The sequence below is a fragment of the Parabacteroides sp. Marseille-P3160 genome (assembly GCF_900162725.1).
Lineage (GTDB): Bacteria > Bacteroidota > Bacteroidia > Bacteroidales > Tannerellaceae > Marseille-P3160.
In genome coordinates, this window is the sequence record NZ_LT799418.1 from 937,253 (window position 1) to 953,892 (window position 16,640).

General features: G+C 45.2%; 15 protein-coding genes. 11 read left to right on the plus strand and 4 right to left on the minus strand.

The window, feature by feature from the left end; genetic code table 11:
• The first annotated feature begins 4 nt into the window (after positions 1–4).
• The 4 genes from BQ8014_RS03780 (at position 5) to BQ8014_RS03795 (ending at position 4,966) form a co-directional block, all read left to right on the plus strand.
• On the plus strand, positions 5–3,232 hold the full coding sequence (locus BQ8014_RS03780; protein ID WP_080903194.1) for a UvrD-helicase domain-containing protein: 3,228 nt from the start codon (positions 5–7) through the stop codon (positions 3,230–3,232).
• A gap of 62 nt (positions 3,233–3,294) precedes the next feature.
• Positions 3,295–3,966: a phosphatidylserine decarboxylase family protein gene (locus tag BQ8014_RS03785; protein ID WP_080903195.1), complete on the plus strand. Its 672-nt coding sequence runs from the start codon at positions 3,295–3,297 to the stop codon at positions 3,964–3,966.
• A gap of 2 nt (positions 3,967–3,968) precedes the next feature.
• On the plus strand, positions 3,969–4,667 hold the full coding sequence (locus tag BQ8014_RS03790; protein WP_080905799.1) for a CDP-alcohol phosphatidyltransferase family protein: 699 nt from the start codon (positions 3,969–3,971) through the stop codon (positions 4,665–4,667).
• Between the two features lie 50 nt (positions 4,668–4,717).
• On the plus strand, positions 4,718–4,966 hold the full coding sequence (locus BQ8014_RS03795; protein ID WP_080903196.1) for a DUF4834 family protein: 249 nt from the start codon (positions 4,718–4,720) through the stop codon (positions 4,964–4,966).
• Between the two features lie 9 nt (positions 4,967–4,975).
• On the opposite strand, the gene BQ8014_RS03800 is transcribed toward BQ8014_RS03795, so the two are convergent.
• The gene (locus BQ8014_RS03800; protein WP_080903197.1) at positions 4,976–5,416 is read right to left on the minus strand and encodes a nucleoside deaminase; all 441 of its coding nucleotides are present in this window, start codon (positions 5,414–5,416) and stop codon (positions 4,976–4,978) included.
• Positions 5,413–5,640 (minus strand): hypothetical protein, encoded by a 228-nt coding sequence (locus tag BQ8014_RS03805; RefSeq protein ID WP_080903198.1) that lies wholly within the window; start codon positions 5,638–5,640, stop codon positions 5,413–5,415. Before BQ8014_RS03805 ends, BQ8014_RS03800 begins: the two co-directional genes overlap by 4 nt.
• A 70-nt stretch (positions 5,641–5,710) precedes the next feature.
• On the opposite strand from BQ8014_RS03805, the gene BQ8014_RS03810 reads away from it, so the two are divergent.
• The 4 genes from BQ8014_RS03810 (at position 5,711) to BQ8014_RS03825 (ending at position 8,170) form a co-directional block, all read left to right on the plus strand.
• Complete coding sequence (locus BQ8014_RS03810; RefSeq protein ID WP_080903199.1) at positions 5,711–6,076, plus strand: YraN family protein; 366 nt, start codon at positions 5,711–5,713, stop codon at positions 6,074–6,076.
• Between the two features lie 18 nt (positions 6,077–6,094).
• Positions 6,095–6,451 carry an MmcQ/YjbR family DNA-binding protein gene (locus tag BQ8014_RS03815; protein ID WP_080903200.1) on the plus strand — a complete coding sequence of 119 codons (357 nt, stop codon included), beginning with the start codon at positions 6,095–6,097 and terminating at the stop codon, positions 6,449–6,451.
• Positions 6,444–7,190 (plus strand): biotin--[acetyl-CoA-carboxylase] ligase, encoded by a 747-nt coding sequence (locus BQ8014_RS03820; protein ID WP_080905800.1) that lies wholly within the window; start codon positions 6,444–6,446, stop codon positions 7,188–7,190. The genes BQ8014_RS03815 and BQ8014_RS03820 overlap by 8 nt, the downstream gene beginning before the upstream one ends.
• Positions 7,191–7,741: 551 nt before the next feature.
• On the plus strand, positions 7,742–8,170 hold the full coding sequence (locus BQ8014_RS03825; protein WP_139785066.1) for a hypothetical protein: 429 nt from the start codon (positions 7,742–7,744) through the stop codon (positions 8,168–8,170).
• Positions 8,171–8,570: 400 nt separating this feature from the next.
• Here the strand turns inward: BQ8014_RS03825 and BQ8014_RS03830 are convergent, their stop codons facing one another.
• Together BQ8014_RS03830 and BQ8014_RS03835 are read right to left on the minus strand one after the other, a co-directional pair.
• Complete coding sequence (locus BQ8014_RS03830; RefSeq protein ID WP_160150025.1) at positions 8,571–11,045, minus strand: DUF5686 and carboxypeptidase regulatory-like domain-containing protein; 2,475 nt, start codon at positions 11,043–11,045, stop codon at positions 8,571–8,573.
• A 5-nt stretch (positions 11,046–11,050) separates the two neighbouring features.
• Positions 11,051–12,427: a methyltransferase RsmF C-terminal domain-like protein gene (locus BQ8014_RS03835; protein WP_080903203.1), complete on the minus strand. Its 1,377-nt coding sequence runs from the start codon at positions 12,425–12,427 to the stop codon at positions 11,051–11,053.
• Positions 12,428–13,280: 853 nt separating this feature from the next.
• Between BQ8014_RS03835 and BQ8014_RS03840 the strand changes: the two genes are divergently transcribed.
• From BQ8014_RS03840 to BQ8014_RS03855, 3 genes are all read left to right on the plus strand, one after another.
• Entirely contained in the window at positions 13,281–13,859 is a 579-nt protein-coding gene (locus BQ8014_RS03840) for a DJ-1/PfpI family protein (RefSeq protein ID WP_080903204.1), read from the plus strand.
• Between the two features lie 961 nt (positions 13,860–14,820).
• A complete protein-coding gene (locus tag BQ8014_RS03850; RefSeq protein ID WP_139785067.1) occupies positions 14,821–15,198 on the plus strand; it encodes a peptidase associated/transthyretin-like domain-containing protein in 378 nt (125 codons plus the stop codon).
• Between the two features lie 43 nt (positions 15,199–15,241).
• On the plus strand, positions 15,242–16,627 hold the full coding sequence (locus BQ8014_RS03855; RefSeq protein ID WP_080903207.1) for an IPT/TIG domain-containing protein: 1,386 nt from the start codon (positions 15,242–15,244) through the stop codon (positions 16,625–16,627).
• Positions 16,628–16,640 lie beyond the last annotated feature (13 nt).

The window sequence follows — 16,640 nt, forward strand, 5'->3', positions numbered from 1 at the left end:
CGCCATGCTAACGATCTACCGGGCATCGGCCGGAGCCGGGAAAACCCACAAACTGACAGGTGAATACCTAACGCTCCTCTTCTCGAAACGGGAGGCTTACCGTCATATCCTGGCGGTTACCTTTACCAACAAGGCGACCGATGAAATGAAGTCCCGCATTATCACGGAACTGTCTCATCTGGCCGACGGGAGGCCTTCGGACTACGTGAAATTGCTTTGCGAAACCTATCATCTGACGGAAGCACAGGTGCGGGTGGAGGCCCGGAAGATACTGATCGCCATTCTTCACGATTACGCCGCATTCAATATCAGTACGATCGACCGCTTTTTCCAGCAGACCATGCGCGCCTTTACGCGTGAGATAGGCCTGCAAGGAGGATATGGTATCGAAATGGATCAGGAACTGGTGCTGGCTGAATCCATCGACCGCTTGTTGGGCGACCTGGAAAAACCGGAAAGCAAGGAATTACTCGGCTGGCTGTTGCGTTTTGCCGAGGAGAAGATAGAAAGCGGAGGGGAATGGAATCTCCGGCGGGATATCCTCGCGCTGGGCAGGGAGGTTTTCAAGGAAACCTATAAGGCTTCCAGCGAACAGGTGGCTGCGGACATTGAGGATAAAAAAGCCCTGTCCGAATACCGGAATGCTCTTTATCAGGTCATCCGTTCGGTGGAGAATATGGCCAAACAATTGGGGGAAGCCGGTCTGCAGTTGGTTGCCCGGCAAGGCTTGTCGCTTTCGGACTTCAAGGGCGGTTCGCGCTCTCCTTTTTATACCCTGGAGCGATTGGCGGGAGGAGATATGAAACCTCCGTCGGCTACCTTTATGAGTTTACCGGATAACCTTGACGCCTGGTCTACGAAGACGACTTCCCCGGCGGTACGGGAATCGATCGGAGTGGTTTATGCCGCCGGGCTGAACGACTGTGTCAAGGGAGTTGTCGCTCTCTTTTCGAACTTGACCGACTATTATACCGCTTGCGAAATTGTCCGTTATTATTATACTTTAGGTATTCTGACCGATATCTCACGGGAGATTGCTGTCTGGCGGGAAGAAAAGAACCGGATGCTGATTGCCGATACGACCGAACTGCTGAATAAGGTTATTGATGGCAGCGACGTGCCGTTTATTTATGAAAAAACCGGTACGGCGGTCGAACATTATATGATCGATGAGTTTCAGGACACCAGCGAGATGCAGTGGAGCGATTTCCTCCCGCTGATCAGGGAGAGCCTGGCTTACCGGCGCTCGAACCTGATTGTGGGAGATGTGAAGCAGAGTATCTACCGTTTCCGGAATTCCGATTGGACGCTGTTGGATGAGAAGGTGCGCGACGATTTCAGCGCGGACGAGCTGAAAGAGGAAACGCTGAAGGAAAACTGGCGTAGTTGCCGCCGGATCGTGGAGTTCAACAATACGCTTTTCCGAACGGCTCCGGCTCTTTTGCAGGAGTTGTATAACCAGGCCCTGGAAGTTTCCTCGCTAAAGGAGGAGGCCCGGAGCCGGTACGCTTCCCGGATCCGGTCGGCTTACGAGGGGAATATCCAGGAGGTAGCGCCGCCTTTCCGTGGGAAAGAGGGGCATGTGCAAGTCGCCTTCCTGGCCGATGAGGAGGAAAAGACATGGAAGGAACAGGTCTTGGAGCGCCTTCCCGAAGTGCTGGATCAATGGCTGGCGAATGGCTATGAGCTGCGCGATATCGCCATTCTGGTTCGTACGAACCGGGAGGGTGCAGAGGTGGCGGAGGCTTTGCTGGGTTACAAAGAGGCACACCCGGAGGCCGTTTACCCGTATGAGATTATTTCGGACGACGCCCTTTATATCAGCTCTTCTCCTTCCGTCCGGTTTCTGGTGGATACGCTTCGTTTTCTCAACAAACCGGAAGAACGTGCGACCGAACAGGTAGCCATCATTGCCTATTCTCTTCTGCTGGGACATCCGGCGGGCGGCGGGGAAACTTCTTTTGCTCCGGAGGTGAGGGTCTCGCTCTTGTCTTTGTCGCGGAGTTCATTGTATGAGATAACGGAAGGGATCTTTTGTCTCTTCGAGTCCGATTTCCCTGATGATGAGCAGGCTTTCGTACAAGCTTTCATGGATATGATCGCCGAATATGCGGGAAAGGAAACTTCCGACCTGGGCACTTTCCTCCAATGGTGGGATGAAAGCGGTTCGCGGAAGACTATCGCGACGCCCGATACGCAGAATGCCATCCGTATCCTGACCATCCATAAGTCGAAAGGGTTGGGATTCAAAGCTGTACTTATTCCTTTCGGAGAATGGAAGCTCGACCACGAACCGACCAAGCCGGTCATTCTCTGGTGCAAGCCGAAAACATCTCCGTTCAACCGCTTGCATCTTGTCCCGGTACGTTACGGACAGATATTGAGCCAGACTTACTTCGCCGAAGATTATTTTAACGAACGCCTGCATGCATTTATCGATAACCTGAATACGCTTTATGTCGCCTTTACCCGGGCAAAAGAGGAGCTGGTCGTTTTTGCGCCCCGCCCGAAGAAGATCGATGAAAAGACGGGAGCGAGTGTGATCGACTCGGTCTCTTCCCTGCTCTGGAACAGCCTTCAGACAGTTTTAGAGGCGGAACCCGGCGAAAAGGAATGGTTGGTCGGCCTTCCGGAGGCTTTTGATCCGGAGTCCGGATTCTTCCGGTTGGGAGACTGGTGGCATACGGCAAAAAAAGACGAGGAGGGCGTCGAGGAGATCCCCATGTCGCGGTTGGCCTCCGTGCCTCCGGATGAACGGCTGCATCTTCGTTTGCATCGCCGGGGAGGATTCTTCGACAACGAATCCCTGAAGCATGGCTTGCTGATGCATGATCTGCTCAGCTCAGTCCGCCGGCGGGAAGAAGTGCCTTCAGCAGTGGAACGGTCCTATTCGGAGGGCTTCATCGATCGTCCGGAAGCGGATACCCTGATCGTCCGCCTGCAACAGTTATTGCAGCAACCGGAGGTAACGGAGTGGTTCGACGGAAGTTTTCAGGTACTGAACGAGGTGGATATTTTGTTCGGAGGCGGGCAGTCCCGCCGCCCGGACCGGGTGATGATGAACGACGGGCGGGTCGTGGTGGTCGACTATAAGTTCGGCGAACAGAAAGATTCCCGTTATCAGCGACAGATGAAGCATTACTTGCAACTGATCCGGGAGATGGGTTTTTTGTCGGCCGAAGGATACCTTTGGTACGTGGAGCGGAATGAAATAGAGCAGGTCGGCTTGTAATAATTTTTTATATTCGGTAAAAAAGAATATTTTTGCCATCGATTAGTTATGATTAAAGTGGAATGAAAGTTCATAAAGAAGGAACAGGCTTATTGCTGACATTATTTACGGTGCTATTTATCGTAAATGTTACCATTTATCATACGGTTGGCAAGGAAAACTTATTTTATGTTCTTTCAGTCGTCTCAACGTTTTTTTTCCTGTTGGTGCTGAACTTTTTCCGTAGTCCTTACCGGCGTTTCCCCTATGACTCGGAAGGCTTGGTGATTGCTCCGGCCGACGGTACGGTCGTTGTGATCGAGGAAGTCCAGGAGAATGAGTATTTCAAGGACCGCCGCCTTCAAATATCTATCTTTATGTCGATTTTCAATGTACATGCCAACTGGTTTCCCGTGAACGGGACTGTTAAATACGTATCGCACCAGAACGGACGTTTCCTGGCCGCTTACCTTCCCAAAAGCAGTACGGAGAACGAACGCTCAACGATTGTCATCACGACGAGGAGAGGAATCGACGTGTTAACCCGCCAGATTGCCGGCGCCATGGCCCGCCGGATCGTGACCTATGCCCGGGCGGGAGAACGTTGCAAGGTAGACGACCAGATGGGCTTCATTAAATTCGGTTCCCGGGTGGATGTCTTCCTACCGCTGGGAACGGAAGTTCTCGTTGAGATGGATCAGAAAGTAACAGGTAACCAGACGCCGATTGCCCGTTTATCTAAACCCCAATGCTGACCATGGTCTTTCGGAAACACATACCAAATACATTGACTTGCCTGAACCTGGTTTCGGGTTGTATCGCTTCCGTGATGACCCTCGAAGGCTTGGCCGGATGGGCGGTCTTCTGGATCGTATTGGCGGCTGTCTTTGATTTTACCGACGGGTTGGCCGCCCGCTTGCTGAAATCCTTTTCGCCGATAGGAAAAGAACTGGATTCATTGGCGGACGTGGTGAGTTTCGGCGTAGCTCCGGGAATGATGCTGTTTCATTTGTTGAGGGAGGCATGCGTTGCCATGCCTGCCGGTTGCGGATCCTGGCTGCCTTGGCTGGCTTTCATCATTCCGGCCTTTTCAGGATTGCGCCTGGCCAAATTTAATATCGACAGCCGTCAGGCGACTTCTTTCATTGGCTTGCCGGTTCCGGCCAACGCCTTGTTCTGGGCGGCCGCCATATACGGGCTGACTCCTTACGTTTCCGGCTTGGGAGGCTGGCTTGCCGGAGGATTGTTGCTGGTTGCATTAGGAACTTCCCTGTTATTGGTTTCGGAGATTCCGATGTTTTCCTTGAAAATAAAATCCCTGGCCTGGAAGGGAAATGAATTGCAATATATTTTGCTTCTCGGCGCCATCCTTTTTATAGTCCTTTGGGGGATTCCGGGAATCTCCGTAACGATTCTGCTCTACATTTTCTTGTCTATTTTTAACAGTAAAAGATAAACAAGAATTCTTATCTTTGTGTTTTCCTACTATAATAAAACGTATTTGTCATGTTTAAGATGTTGTTTGTCATATTCTTCTTTTTTATCTTGTTGCTTTTCCTGCTGGGCTTTTCCTTTCTTCGCACCTTGAAGCGTATTTTCTTCGGTGACGGAAATCCGGCGAGACAACAAGCGCAGAGACGGCAGCGCGATGCCTATCGTGAGGAAAGGAGAGGGGACGCCCGGACAACAACTCCCAAGAAAAAGATCATCCCTAAAGATGAGGGCGAATATGTCGATTACGAGGAAGTGAAGTAATTATCTATTTTATCTGCGACTTTGGAAGAATGATTTCATTTCGGCGGCGCATTCCGCTTCCAAGATTCCTTCCTTGATGATCGCTTTCGGGTGTAATGCTTGCGGGGCGTACTTCCTGAATCCACGCTTTTCATCACCTGCCCCATACACAAGGGTTCCGATTTGCGACCAACCGATGGCTCCGGCGCACATGATGCAAGGTTCTACCGTTACATACAGGCTGCAGTCCGTCAGGTATTTGGCTCCCAGCAGGCCAGTAGCGGCCGTGATGGCGAGCATTTCGGCATGTGCCGTCGTATCGTTCAGCCTTTCCGTTTGGTTGTGGGCGCGGGCGATGATCCGGTTGTTGCAGACAATGACGGCACCTACCGGAACTTCTCCTTCGGCTGCCCCTATCCGGGCTTCCTCCAAAGCTTGCTTCATAAAATATTCGTCGGAAAACGGATTCATCTTCTCATTTCATTTTCATTAAAGAGGGTAGGGTAATCTTCCTCCAACGTCTTAAGTATATGCGTAAGGATGGTACTTCGGTACCAGTTCGATTTGTTTCCGATATTATATTTTGATAGATAACGGTTTACCGCTTTATACTCTTCTTCATTAAGCATAAAGGCGATCCGGTGGACGCGCGGATCATTCGGGCGGGGAAAGTTCTTTTTCGCTCTATCTCTCATCGCCTGCAAATATACAGGTGTCCAAGTAAATAAAAAAGAAAAATCGCTACATTTGTACAAACAAAAGGCTTTGGCAGCGCGGAATCAGACAGGGAAGGAAGGAGAACGGCGGGCGCAGGCGTATCTGACGGCCCGCGGATATACCCTTCTGCATATGAATTGGCGGTGGCACCGGTATGAACTCGACATTGTAGCGACGGATGGACGGGAGTTGGTAGTGGTGGAAGTGAAGACCCGTTCTTCTGACTTCCTGCTTGCTCCCGAAGAGGCGGTCGACAGGGAGAAGATACGGAGGATCGTATGTGCGGCCGATGCGTATGTGCGGCAGTTTCATATCTCGCTTCCGATCCGTTTTGATGTGATCGCTTTGGTTAAAGAAGGAGAGGATTTCAGGTTGGAGCATCTGAAAGATGCCTTTTATGCGCCGACTCATTGATTATAGAATAAAAAAAAGATGAATATAGAAGAGGTACGGATCTACTGTTTATCATTGAAGAATGTAACGGAGAGTTTTCCCTTCGATGATGTTTCTCTCGTCTTTAAGGTAGAGAATAAAATGTTTCTGCTCCTGCCGCTGGATGCTTCGGAACCTTCGGTGTCACTCAAAACGAGTATCGAATTTACAGAAGGCTTGCGGGTCCGTTATGCGGCAGTCGAACCGGCCTACCATTTCAATAAAACCTACTGGAACACGATTTATCTGGAGCGGGATATGCCTTCGGATGAAATCCGCTATTGGATCCATCATTCCTATAGGGAAGTTATTGCTAAGTTACCTCAAAAAATCCGGGAGCAATATGCCGATGAATAAAATCTTTCCCCTTCCCCGCCGGATAGAAATAGCGGAAACGGAGTCGACCAATGCTTATCTTCGTTATTTGTTGACGAACGAAGCCCTGCCGGAGGGGAGTGTAGTAGTGGCTGCTTTTCAGACAGCCGGCCGTGGACAACCCGGCAATTATTGGGAGTCGGAAGCCGGAAAGAATCTCACTTTCAGTATGATCCTCTATCCGGATCGTCTGCCGGCTGCGGAACAGTTCCTGCTCTCCCAGATCGTAGTCCTCAGTGTGAAGCAGGTGTTGGACCGGTATACGACAGACATTTCGGTAAAATGGCCGAATGATGTTTATTGGAGAGACCGGAAGATTTGCGGTATCCTCATTGAAAACGATTTATCCGGTGATTCCCTCTCACGCTCGATCGTGGGAATCGGGCTCAATTTGAATCAGGAACTCTTTGTCAGCGATGCACCCAACCCGGTGTCCCTAAAGCAAATCACATGCAAGGAATATACTCCGGATGTGTTATTGGAAGAATATTGTTCCGCTTTCTTCGCAAACTATCTATGTCTGTTAGAAAGAAAAACAGAGCTGATCCGGTCCGAATATGAGAAGGCATTGTATAGACGGGAAGGTTATTTTTCCTATGAAGACGCCGGGGGAATATTCGAGGCGCGTATCCATTCCATTGAGCCGGATGGGCATCTGGTTTTGGCGTTGCCTGGCGGTACCCTGCGCCGTTATGCATTTAAAGAGGTTGCCTGCCGCTGAATCAAAAGATAATAAGTAAGTTGTTACTAATGGAATGAAAAATTGTCGTGGTAAGTGAGTTTTCCCTGTTTCGCCGTACTCGTTTTTTTATTACACCATGATGGGCCTGCAGACACACCATGATGGGCCTGGTGGCCCACCATGGTGAGCCACCAGGCCCATCATGGTAAAATAAAACATTGAGTACATGGAAATACAGCATCGGATTCGCCGAATGATTCCAGTGGAAATATAAATTACACATAAGCAGTTTATTTACATGACTTTGATGCAGTCGAAGGAGGCCTTTCTGCAGAGAAATAAGGTTCAACGTCTGAGAACATATTGACTGAAAGCTCAGAAACAAAAATAGTTAATGTTGGTATTTGCTTTTTCACTTTAGATAGAACATCATAATCAACGTATTTTAATCACATGAATTCTAATGTTTTCCCATCTGATAGAGGTTTATTATTTATAAGTAAATAAAGTACATCGTAATCATAATTAATTTTTTTAGAGCTTCTAACTTTTTGCAAAGCTTTTTGTTATATAATAAAATGATTTTTATTATGAAAAAGCCTATATTATCAATACTAATAGTAATTGTTATATTGTTTTTTACATTCAGTTGTAATGATGATGACTCAAATACAATAATTGATGAAAAAATCATAGAACTAAAAGTTCTAGCTATTCAAAATAATGACACTATAGCGGATGCAACGTCTAAGGTTTTTTTATATTATAAAGATAAACCACTTGAATTACAACATTTCACATATAAGGGTAATGGTATATTTTCATCTAAAGATTCTACTATAGTGCCAGATCAATCTTCTGAAATCAATTTTATAGGAGAAGCAAATATAATTCCATTGCAATTGGATAAAGTAATAAATATAATAATAGAGACTGATGTTTATGAAAATCCGTATTACACAAAAATATTTTTTCGTCCTACAGATATTCTAAAAGCTACAATTTATTTTAATCTTTAAATTAGGCAGAACTATCTATCCGAGTAATCCTCTGACTCTAAACAATCATTATTTATAACACCCTCTTGATCGGAATGCTTCAGATGATTTTGCGTATCTCTAAAAAACAAACGGCTTTCAGATTAAACATAAAATTGATTGATAGGCTGAAAGAGGAAGCATAAAAGTCAAACAGGAACCTAAGTAACCCTTACATACCATGTCCAACGAACAAGGGGTATCGACTAAATCGACAAACAGGTTGACAAAGGGGAACGATAGTAAAATAAAAGTAGCCGGCAAGCGCTTCATCTGTCTAAAAACCAGGTAAAAACATTGTACGGCAAATAGGCAAGGCAAATCGGGCAGAAAACAAAGGTTTTCTTTATACGGGCGATTAAGGCCCGCAACCGGCCCCCGTTTATTTCCTATTGATTCCGATCGACCTGAGTAGAGGAAGGGATATACGGATCCCGAAGCGATCGTACCCCTGCCTGTCGAGTGATACGAAAGCGCCGATTCTTCCCAGACCGGATAGGCCGAGAGAGTAGCCGAATTCGCCATAGGCTTTTTTAGCAGGCGTTGATAAGAAGTTCAGATGCAGCGCTTCGTTAAAGAGTTTACCCTGAAGAAACGGAAGCCGTTTAAGAGCTAAATAATCGGATTGGTAAGTTACAAATACCTGAGCCCATTTATCATCGGTAGCATACCGGTAAGGATCCAGCAGTGTATAACCGGTTTCAAACCCTTTGTCCGTAAACAATTGATTGGAGAGGTTGAAATGCTTGTAATCCATGTAATTGAATTCTTTGCTGTCTATAAATATTCCTCCGTTCATCCGGAAAATCAGGCGGTCGAATAATCCGAGGGAATAGTTCTTTTGGATAGTCAATTCCATCTGTTTGAATGCAGAGCTTTCATGCCCCATGTCCAAACCCTGTTGGTAACGAAGGGTAAAGGTCGGATAAGAGGAATGGGCATATTGTTTTTTTCCCTTGTAAACGCGGTAATAATATTCCGGGGTATATGAAAGCTGAATGGCGTATTGATATAAATTATCGAATTGTTCGTTTAATGGTTCTTCAAAATCCGGCAGGTTGGGGCGGATATCGTTTTTGCTTCCCCATAGGCTATAGCTTGTATGGTTTTTAAGGATTTTCCGTTTGGCCAGTGTAACCGACGTGTTTAGCTGCAGTCCGTTCGCCAGGTCTATTTCGTTTTCAGCCCGTAGATAGTCTTTCTGATAGAAAGCGGCCTTGTTTTTCCCGGCTAACAAGCTATAGAGCGAGTTCAGGATTGGGGCGATGCCGTTATTCCCGCTGTAATCGGTGGAAACGGATCCTCCGCTGACAGATATTCTTCCGTTCGACATCGGGGCGTATTGATAGGCGATCTCCGTATTCCAAACCAATCGCTCCCTCGCCGTTGTCCAATAAACATAAGGTTTGAATGTCAACAAGTAATGCTCTCGCGGGCGGAATCCGAATTCCAATCCTTGCCCCATCCAGAAGCCGTCGACGAAATTATATTCCGGGACTCCGAATAGAAGTCCGTCATTCTGGAAGTAGTATCGTGTGGAATCCCCTCCAGCCCTGCCTCCTAAAAAGATATCTGAGAAACGATAGCGACGGTCGTATTCTTTCTTTCGCTCTTTTTTATGGATTTCTGCTATCGAATCTTTTATTTCATAACTAAGAATCTCTTCCTCGTTCAAGACCGTTTTCCGGATTCCCGCCCAATAGGCTGAATCCCGCTTTGTAGCGGTAGAGTCGGAATATATGGTGAAATTTTCTCTTCCTTTGATCTCCAGGCTTTTTTTCTTTGGCGGGGTAGCCGGGATGAGGTATGCTGTCTCTTTCCCGGCGGCGGGAAGCGAATCATTCAATTGTATGTCCAGGTATTTCATGGACGTTTCATAGTTGAAGTTAAGCTTCATCCCCAACAAGTCTGCCGACAAGTGTGTGCTGTAAGAGGTGACCAGGTAAACGCCTTCCATGACCGGGTTATAGATGAGTTGATGGTCTATGTCCCCTGCATAGGTGTGGGCGTTTAAATCGGCGCGGCGGATGTTCCATTCTTTGTCGGCGATATAGATATATCCTTGCAGGAAATTCGGATCATTCAGTTTCGGGATAATCTTGATCTTATTGATTACCTGTCCGTTTTCTTCCGTGAATCCTTCGTAGCGAAAGCGGTAATAGGAAAAGGCCTTGGGATGTAGCGGAGAGATGAATCCGGCGAATTTCTCCTCATAGAGGGAAGAGGTGGCAATACCAATCGATTCTTTCGGATCAACATCCTCGGGAATTGTGCTTGAGAAGGCCTTGACCGTTTGGATGTACTGATCGGGAGCGGTGAATTTGATATCGCTGAAAGATTCCTGAAGGAACAGCTTGTCCTTATAAAGATCGAAATTGATACCCGACAACGTTCCTGCCAGTTTGGGCATTTTCAATAATTTTCCCGAACCTTTTACATAGGTTTCATAATGGGATTCCTTTATGTACGACCGGTAATAAGGTGCTTTCCTGATTGCCTGCCGCATGATTTCATAGGCAGGATCTTCACCTTGACGAACGACAACTTCCGGTAGCGTAAATGTTTTCGGCAGTAGACGGAAACTGATAACCACGGTTTCTTTGGGAGGAATCACGACCTTTTTTGATTGTGATTCATAGCCCAGGCATTGGAGTTGGAGAAGGTATTCACCGGCGGGAAGGGTGGATTGGAAGGTACCCTGCTCATTACAAACAAGTCCCTGCTTTGTTTCTGTAATGTAAAGATAGGCCCCGTCTACCGGATTTCCTGACAAATCGGTAACCTGCCCTTTCAGGTTTTGAGCGTAAACCGAAGGGAAAACCAAAAGCCCTGCAAAAAAAAGAATGATCTTGTTCATTATGGCTATAAAGTTTTCACGTTTTCCGGCCAATAACCGGTACGGATCCGCCATTCCGGTGGGTAAAGGTTGTTGGCGCGGTTACCCAGTTGTTTGGCAAGGCCCAGCGGAAAATTTTTGTAGGTCAGCAATACGATTCCTTTAGGGATTTCGCCGGTTAGGATAAGCGCCTCTTTCCGCAGATAGCGTATTGCTTCTTCCCAATCCAGTTCGACAGACGGAAACGCAGCCCGGTTGAGGGCTGAACTCAGAGCCAGTGAATGGACTGGAAGGAAATCCTTGCCTTTCAATTCACCGAGGCAAATGCCGGAAGAGACGATCCGTAACGTTCCCCGGATACGTTGATAGGTATCTAGGTGAGCTTTCGGAAAGGCATGGACGGTGTTTCCGTGTAGATCTAATGAATAACTCTCAGGGTGGATCAACCAATCTTTCAGCTTAGCCGGCGGCATCTCCTTATTTTTGTTTTTATCCTTTGGGAGTCGCTGTTCCCGTTGGGAACGGAAGGATTCTTCCGGTTTGCGGAGAACCGCCAGAAAGAAACCTTCTCCCTTGGTTTTATATGGAAAGAAGCGGTATACGGGATTGGAATATTTGAGCGGTCCCGAGATTTGCCATTTCTCCTCGACCGGAACCGGCAGGACGGTTGCCCCCCATTCATTGATAAAGGATTGGATATTTTCCTCGTTCTCTTCCGTATTATAAGTGCAAGTGCTATAGACCAGAAGGCCGCCCGGTTTCAGTGCCTCCCAGCAATCATGGATGATGCGGCGTTGGCGGGAAGCGCAGAGTTGCACATTTGCCACGCTCCATTCCCCGGCGCTGTCGGCATCTTTCCGGAACATTCCTTCCCCGGAACAGGGGACATCGGCGGCAATGACGTCGAACAAGTGCGTCAGTTGCCCGATCTCTTCCGGATCGTTGTTGGTTACGATCTGGTTAGGCGCTCCCCATTTCGTTATGTTTTCCGACAGGATCTGACTCCGGTTGCGGATGACTTCGTTGCTGACCAATAAGCTTCCCTCCGGCAGGAGACTGAGGAGATGGGTCGACTTCCCTCCGGGTGCCGCACAGAGATCCAGGCAGGTTACCGGCGAAGTGATATGGCTGCGGACCACTTGTTCCAGGAACATGGAAGAGGCTTCCTGCACGTAATAAGCGCCGGCATGGAAGAGCGGGTCGAAAGTAAAGGACAGCCGTTCAGGTAAATAGTATCCCGTCGAACACCAAGGGACGGTTTCTCCCTCCGGCCGCATCGTTCCTTTAAGGGGATTCATGCGAAGGCTGACCGGCGTATTTTCCTGCAAAGCAGCTTCCAGACGTCCGTACTCATCGCCGAGCAGCGCCCGTGTACGGCTTATAAAATCAGTTGGAAGTATCATTTTGTTTCGTTTTCTTGCCTGTACATCCCATACAAAATACCTTGTCTTTTTGCTAAAATGGCAAGCAGGGGATGATATCAGTGCAAATATACATTTTTAGAAAGATTTTTTACCTATAGTGAAAAGTCTGGTTGTCGCTACCGGTGAAACGAAAAGGCCTGCCGCATCTCTATCTTGCCTATATTCAATCCCGTTTCCTGTCGAGCCGATAATTTCCCAGCAGTAGGCGGAGAAACGTTCGTCTATTTAGTATTATGCAATCAGTTTATTATTAATTGATTTTAATCGTTGAGGCTATAATGGGGAAGTCTTAATGCAAAAAAATCCACTTCCTTGGAAGAAGGAGAGACTTATTAATATTGCTTATAATTGAGGGGTAAAAATATAAAAGAATTTAACCGCAAACAAATATTCAAACATTTTTTTTGAATAAATATTTCTGATATTCTATTAATACCTTAATAAAGAAAGAGTTCTGTTAAATGTTCGGATGTTTTTTAATAGAATAGTTTTTATATCACTGAAATATAATGACCAAAAGAAAATTTATAGAAAAGAGACTATTCTTTGTTTTAGAAATTATTTGTTCCTCCCTCATTAGATATAAGACAAAGAGCTACTTTACCTAATCTTTATTAGTGAGAAAAAGGAAGTTTTGTTTCTCCTCCCTTTATTCTTTGCTTGGCAAATTTACCTTGAAAATCAAACAACTGTATAACTCTTCCTTATGTTAAAAATAATACGCGAATTTTGCTTTTACTGCGAAAAGAACTTTATATTCATTTAACATGAATAGGATAAAACCTATCGGATAAAATACTATTTTTAGGAAAACTAAAAAATATATCCGATTATGAGCAAGAAAATATTAATGTTAGCAGGCGATTTTGTTGAGGATTACGAACTGATGGTTCCGTATCAGGCACTGGAAAGTGTGGGGTTCGAAGTCGATGTGGTTTGCCCCGGCAAGAAGGCGGGCGATCTCATAGCCACAGCCATTCACGACTTTGTGGGCTTTCAGACTTATGCCGAACTCAGGGGGCATAACTTTACTATCAACAAGAATTTTGACCAAGTGAAACTCGAAGACTATGCAGGACTTTACGTTACCGGAGGACGTGCACCTGAATACATTCGCCTCGATAAAAAGGTGTTGGAATACACCCGCTATTTCTTCGAAAAGAACCTGCCTGTGGCGGCAATCTGCCACGGCATACAAGTGCTCACGGCAGCCGGCGTGGTCAAAGGACGTACTCTTACCTGCTATGTGGCAGTAGGCCCCGAAGTAACTTTGGCAGGGGGTATCTACAAGAATATAGATGCTACCAAGGCCCTTACCGACGGTAATCTGACCACTTCGCCCGCCTGGCCGGGACACCAGGCATTACTCGCCGAATTCTATAAATTATTGGGAGTGAAGATTTCTCTGTAATTTTTATCTGCCATTGGATCAGATACAAACAAGTACTGATTAAAAAGAACGATTTTAGTAGTGCTGTGTGGGATGTACAATCTCACACAGTTTTTTTTTAGCCGCTGTCTTTTAACATTCGACACCTCATTTTGATATTCCACTTATCATTCCTCCAGAGCCAGGGCTACACTTATTCGTGTAAATCTAAATACGAATTTGCCCTACCGGCCATAGGTAATCCGGATATTCAGTAGCGGCAAGTCAATTTTTCCCAGCGGGTCGAAGATCTTTTGCCGACCATATTACAAAATCAGTACGGTGTTGCGGAATGCTTCCGCCTTTGCCTTTTTCTTTCACCGGTACTAATCCAAAATGACCGTAAACTTTTTGTGCCTCTCGTTTTGTCCGTCTAAGGATAGGAACTTCAGCTTGTTTTTGAAATCGCATTTGGATTACATTGTTTCAGTTTATCGTGCAAATAAAAAATTAATCGGTATAAAGTCTACTGATCTTAGCGTTCTCCTTCTTCCAAGGAAGAAGTAAGGTGCTTATTTTTAAACATATATTAGCTTATGGAGAAGGCTGTAACTTTCTTTGTGTGCGTACACATACATAAGGTGGGCCGGATAAGATAATTTGTTAACTTTTAATTTAAGCAATCCATTATGATAAAACAGTTTTTTTTGAAATTATTCTTTTCGCGCACCTTAATCATAGCGCTTTTCCTTTCTGATGGAAGTTTGATTAACTCATATCTCAAATTTTATGAAAGATCGATTAATAATTTATGCTTATGAAGAACCTTTATTTATTAACAGGAATTCCACATTTTGTCTTGTTGGAAGCAGCAACTCTGGCTTGCTATGAGAATGATAAAAAAGAACGCGCCCCGACTCTATGATGATCCATCTGAAGATGGAATCGTGATGCAAATTCTAATACTTATCATTTAATCTTATAATCTTAGTACATATATACAATGGAAAGAAAAATCAAATTTGTTTTTTTACTTCTCTTTCTTTTTGCGCCTCTGTCGATAATGGCGCAAGCCCAGGAACAGGTAAAAGGGAAGGTTATTGAAGCGAAGACCCCGGGCGTCAGTATATTGATAGACAAATCGACAAGAGGCGTTACAACCGATGTGGACGGAACTTTTGAAATATTTTGTCTTCATCCGGACGATATTCGGCGTTTTTTCATTTTAAAAGAAGCTACGGCTACTTTGGATAAGATCCCTGTCACGGAACTCTTTACCAAGCAACCCGTTTGTGATGCTAATGAGGGTCAATTAACTCTTATTTTTTTAGTGAATACTAATGATAGTAACCTGCTTTGTTCTAATATTTCAAATATTTAATAAATACCTTAAGTAATTTTTTAACGAACTCTTGTTTAGAACCATGAATAAAATATTAAAAAAGAAATGGAAATTCATTTGTTTGATGCTTTCTTTCTTATCCATGCTTTGTTTTAGTAGCTGTAAAGACAATGCAGAAAACAATGAAAGCAATTTTGATCCTAGCAAACCGATTGAAATCACTGATTTTACTCCTAAAAGTGGATCCGCAAAAACACGCTTGTATATTTACGGAAAGAATTTTGGGAATGATGTATCGCAGATTTCCGTAAAGATAGGAGGTCTTCCGGCAAAAGTAATAGGGAGCAATGGAGAGATAATATATTGCCTTGTCCCTAAACGTGCGGTTGAAGGGACTATTGAAGTTACGATAGGGGAAGATTCAAAAAGCGTTACAGCATCGGAAATATTCAATTATCAGAGCAAAACCGTTGTAGCAACACTTGCAGGCTATATAAGTCCAACCGGAACCAAAGAAGTGAAAGATGGTCCATTTGAGGATTGCGGCTTTGAAGGTCCGCGGAATTTAGTCATAGACCCCAAAAACAAGAAACATATTTATATGATTGATGGAATGGGGCTTTCGATCCGTCTTTTGGATTTTGAAACAAACACCGTATCCACAATACTTCAGAGAGGACAAGGAAACTGGGAGAATATACGGCAACTCCAATTTACCCGAAGCGCAGACACTATGCTGATTGCCAATGAAAAAGATGCGGATGGAGCAATAGCCGTATCCCTGGTAACCCGAGAGAATGGTTTTAAGAAGCCCCAGCATCTTATTTATTACAGGCGAAACAATACCTGCACCATTCATCCCATGAATGGAGAATTGTATTATAATTCACGCACAACCGGAGAGATCGTACGCTATGATTGGGAAACACAAACATCCCAACTCCTTTATACCCTAAAGAATAGGGATTGTCAGTATTTTATATTTTTCCATCCTTCCGGAAACTATGCTTACATGACCGTTCCAAATAAAAAATTGATTGTGAAAGCTGAATATGATTGGGAAAATAAAACATTAAAAGTTGCCAATAATTTCGTCGGAAGCGAAGGAGTCGAAGGATGGCGAGACGGACAAGGCACCAATGCCTTACTGGGAAATCCGATGCAAGGTTGTTTTGTTAAGAACGAAAGATATGAAAAAGAAGGAAAATCAGATATCTATGATTTTTACTTTGCAGACCAGAATGCACATTGTATTCGATATTTGACACCTGAAGGTTTCGTTTATACCTATGCCGGACGTGGAAGCACTGGCGTTAACAGCGATGCTTATGGATATATAGATGGAGATTTATTAAAAGAGGCTCGTTTTAATCAACCGGTTGGAATAGCTTTTGACGAGGAAAATAAGATTTTCTATATTGGAGATGCGAACAATTCACGTATCCGCACAATTGAAATTGATGAGTAATACTTTAACCTAT